We start from the raw sequence: 4,479 nt of genomic DNA on the forward strand, positions 1-4,479 counted from the left end.
GGGGGGTTTCGGGGGGCTTGTCCCCCTGAACAAGGTCACGATAGGTACTTTGAAAATAACGTAGTTATTTGAAAAAGTACCTATTGTGTATCCTTGCTTCTAGACACGGTAGCATCTTGCTATGTGTTAAACAAGATTACTTCAGGAATCTGGTTTAACACATGCAAAGGCGAACGTGTCTTAGAAGCAGATGACGCAAGAGCTAGTCAGATGTGGACAATCGCAAGCGACCGTTAAACGTGATTTATTGATAAACCTGATGGACAACTCCGCATAAATCAGAGATTTATACGGAGTTGCCCACAGGTATTATCAACAACGTTTAACTTTGCCCACAACTTCCTGACGCTCACTAATAATAAAACTTATAAACGTATAAAAAGATTGTTTTAAACCCATTACAAGCAATCTTGCTCCGCAATATTGCTGAGATATATACGGAACAGGCGGCCAAGAACAGACCCCATACTGATAGCTATTTGGAAAAACAGATTTCTGCTTTAGACCTGGCTTAACTGCTACTGATTTTCTGTTTTTCTGAATGCGGCTTTTATGCTTCTTAATTAGCGCATAGACAGTAGATTTAGACAGTTGAGTAGTATTTACAATCTCAGCAACAGATAAGCCTTTGCGATGCAGCGAGAGGGCTTTTCTGCGTTGTTTTGCGTATGACTTAGCTTTTGCTGCTCCACCTTTTTTGCCTAACTGTTTTGCGATCTTGCGTAGCACATCGTTAGTGTTTTCAGAGTAGCTATAACGCTCATAACAAAAACGGGTAATACTCCGGCAGATTTCACGCACTTCACGCTCAACCAGTGGTGTTTCGCACTTCTCAAGATTGAGTTTATTCATGAAATCAAACAAGCAAGACATAAACTGGCGTTTTGTCCAGTCCTCGCCATGTTTGAAATACAACTTATAAGCGTGATGCCGTACTGTTTCAAACAGCCAATTGTTACGCTCCCCTACTGTTATATTTTTGCTTAATTTGACCGCTTTCGCTGAATTTGGAGTGAATAGCATAGGGCGTATCACTGGACGCTCATATATACGTGTGATTCTCGCAAGTTCAGCAAGCTGATACGGCTGTACTCGCATAGTAGATACTCGCCACATGCTGCTATGCGGATTTTTGGCGACTGAATTTCTATGTGCAAAATCACCGTTGAGAAGCTCTTTCAGGCGTGTTTTTACTGCATTCAATAGCACAACCGCTTTCTTGCTATAGCGTTTATTTTTTTCATCAATGCAGACTGAATTTCGCAGACAGTAATAGAGCTGAACGTGTCCGTTTACAGGGTTTTTGACAATCAGATTAGGCAAAGGTAAATCAGGGTTTAATCTGATTATTTCCTCAATTTTGCTTGCGACATTTGCATCAATATCAATAACAAAAGTACCAAGCCAAAACTCTGAAGCATATCGGAGATAACCATATTCCGAACGCTCACTTGGTGTAATGAAATCAAAATAATCTCTCTCTCGTGGTGAGTTTTTACCTTTGCGTAGGCGTAAATGCTTCGGTTTGTGGTTCAGTGTATCTTTGCTAACCCAATGCGGTGCAAGTGGTGATAAGCACTTGTCAAAAAGGGCAAGAGCTTCTTGTAAATCAGCAATTTGTTCTGATTTATCAATAAATAAATACGAATTTGGTGAAATATTTGTATGATTTGAACTAATTTGCATCGCACAAGCCCTTAGATGGCTTGCGGAGTGGTCTTTGACTGCTATAATGATTAAGCATGTTGACGTTCTCGCAAGTGATCAACACGTACATCAAAAGACCCATTCTCGCCAAAGAATTTTTTCGGGTCTTTTTTTGTACCTGAGAATCGAGTTTTTATTAAAAAGAATCTGTTAAAAGCACGTTACAACTGTTTGTTGTTCAATGCAACAAATGGCGAACCTCTAAAATACATTTTTTTTAAAATTCACGTTCTCATTGATGCAATTTCAGCAAAAAAAGTTCGTTACCACATCAAAACCTGCAATTTGTTCAAAATTAAGACACTTTTTTTTTGAGGACAGCATTGCATTTGCAATGCTCCGCAAAAAAATAAAGGGTCAAAATGGACTTGGTGAATCATACCCCCTGTCATTTTTCCGCTCTTGCGCTCGTTGCAGCTCCTTTCTTTGATCAAGTACATCTAAAGCCGTGAAGATATTTCCTGTACTAAATCCTGAAATTTTTCGTGATAACTGCTCACTGAGTCGAACTTCTCTTTCATCTGTAGGGCGATTGGCTTCAATTGTCGATCTATCTCTGCTTGCACTAAATTCGGTATTTCTTGTTTGATCAGCCTGCGGACCTGGTTCTCTATCTGCAAGTTCTTCACTAAATCGTTTAAACGTGTCTGCAACTGTATTTGCAAGCTCTGTTGTACATCTTGTGAAAAAGTTGCTGAGATAGTTTGCTCTGATAGTTCTCGCACTATTTGCTGATATTTCTGCACTATCTTCACTGCTTCGTTGTGCTTGTTGTTTAAAGTTTGCGTGTATTGCTTCAATTCGTTGATGGTCGCTGACTGTGCTTGTATAAGCTGTAGAGCTTCTTCTTGTGCTTGCTGTTGTTGCTTCAACTGAAACTGTTGATCTTCGATAATTTTCAATAATTGTGCTTCTAACGTCATTTAATTGACCTCCTTCACTATTCGGAATCCATCCTGATAGTTCGGTTTGCTCGTGTCGATTTGAATACATAACTGGTTGTCGCAATTGCTGATATTCATGCTCCCCCCTTTCGATTTCAGATACTCGACTTTCTTCTGCATCTCGTTTATGTCGCTGTATTTGCTCTTGCTGACGTAACCTAGACAAATGCTCGAAATAAGAAAAATAAGTGCTATCGAAGCTAGGACTATATTCGATGAAAAAAGGGCTTTTTTCAGCTTCGCTTGCTCTGCTGTGGCTTGGCTCAATGCGTTTAACGTCTGCAAGTCCTTTTTCAAGCTCTGTATTTGAATCTGTAAGCTCTCTTGCATCTTCTTCGTGTCCTCGCTCACGCTCTGCCCCATCTTGTCTATGTTGGTTTGCAGGGTTGTTGTTTTGTGATTCAAGTTGTCTTGTAAGTTCTTTTGAGTCTGTTCTATCTCTTGTTGCATATCGTTCGAGATGATATTCACTCTTTGATTCACAAAGCTTTTTGTATCTTTCAATGCAGTTTGCATATCTGCTGTCAGCTTCTCGTCTATATCGTTCTGATGCTTCTCTCTTAAGCTCTGCGCTTTGCTCAGAATGTCGGAAGTTCTGCTCATAAAATTCGCCCTTTAGCGGGATGGGTTTACTCTCTGGATTATTGGGATTTTTGACTGATATTTGATTTTTAGTGATTCGGGTTATTTCTAGACCAATTTCAGTCATCCATGATTTAAGGCTTTCTCGATCACGGACTAAACCCTCCGTGACTGCCAAAGCAACTTCTGTATTCATGGCACTAATAAAATCTTTTTTGTCCTGTGGTAAGTTCTTTGCGATTTTTACTGACCGCCGATTGATAGGGTCGTCAGGGTCAAAAAGCTGATATTTGTAATTAACGATACTTTTAAAATCATCGACTCGATTCAAATCTGCTTTTGCATAAAATGGCTGTAGGCGTTTGCCTGTGGTGATCTCTACGTTTGGAATTAAGAAATTAAGCTCTAAACGCTTCTCTCCAGTTTCTGCATTTTCTTTATCTTTATGCTCAATCCAAACAATTCGATATTGATCAGGCGTAAGACCGGGGAAAAGAGTTTTTTCAAATGCTGCCATCAAGGCTTTTTTCTTTGCATCTGATAAGTCATCCTCATAAAAGGATAAGCACCCTGCTGTATATTTTTTTACGTAAGGTGAGCTGTCTATGAGTTCTGCAACTTCTTCTAAATCACCTGATAGTATTTTTGCATGTTCTCGATTCCGATCTTTTCCAAGGAAATAATCTATCGGGCCTGTAGATCCGCCTGTACCACGCTTGAAAAATTCGACAATCATTTAACTGACTCCTTGAGTTGCTTCAAGGTTTCATCAATACCAATCAACAAATGAAGTAACTTCACTGCATCCAATGGTTCATCTCTAGCAATATTTATATTTATCGCTTTTGAAATTTGATTGATGTTCGTACCGATGCGACTTAATTCAAGAATGAAATCTCGATCAAGTTTTGAATATGTACTTGTATGTACTTCTTCTTGTTTAACAGCTTTCAAAGCTGACTCTCTCAATAGCTTTGCTACAGAGTTGTACGGATTTTTATCTTCCAAAAGTTTGAACTCTGAATCGAACAAAGTCACTTTCACAACTTTCGTTCTAACTGGTCTCTTCTTTTCAAACTGAATTTCGTGTTTATGTTCTTCTGCCATAGTCACCTCATGTTGGGTCTAGGCGGTTGGGGGGTTTCGGGGGGCTTGTCCCCCTGAACAAGGTCACGATAGGTACTTTGAAAATAACGTAGTTATTTGAAAAAGTACCTATTGTGTATCCTTGCTTCTAGACACGGTA

General features: G+C 39.5%; 3 protein-coding genes. All 3 read right to left on the minus strand.

Annotated features, from left to right (window positions below; translation table 11 throughout):
* Positions 1–312 precede the first annotated feature (312 nt).
* On the minus strand, positions 313–1,686 hold the full coding sequence (locus WFH18_RS16905; RefSeq protein WP_336755322.1) for a replication initiation protein: 1,374 nt from the start codon (positions 1,684–1,686) through the stop codon (positions 313–315).
* Positions 1,687–2,064: 378 nt separating this feature from the next.
* Entirely contained in the window at positions 2,065–3,969 is a 1,905-nt protein-coding gene (locus WFH18_RS16910) for a relaxase/mobilization nuclease domain-containing protein (RefSeq protein ID WP_336755323.1), read from the minus strand.
* Positions 3,966–4,340, minus strand: coding sequence for a plasmid mobilization relaxosome protein MobC (mobC, locus tag WFH18_RS16915; RefSeq protein ID WP_180082768.1), 375 nt, complete (start codon positions 4,338–4,340; stop codon positions 3,966–3,968). Before mobC ends, WFH18_RS16910 begins: the two co-directional genes overlap by 4 nt.
* Between the last annotated feature and the right edge of the window lie 139 nt (positions 4,341–4,479).

The sequence above is a fragment of the Acinetobacter sp. USHLN143 genome (assembly GCF_037145695.1).
In the GTDB taxonomy this organism is placed as follows: Bacteria; Pseudomonadota; Gammaproteobacteria; order Pseudomonadales; family Moraxellaceae; genus Acinetobacter; species Acinetobacter fasciculus.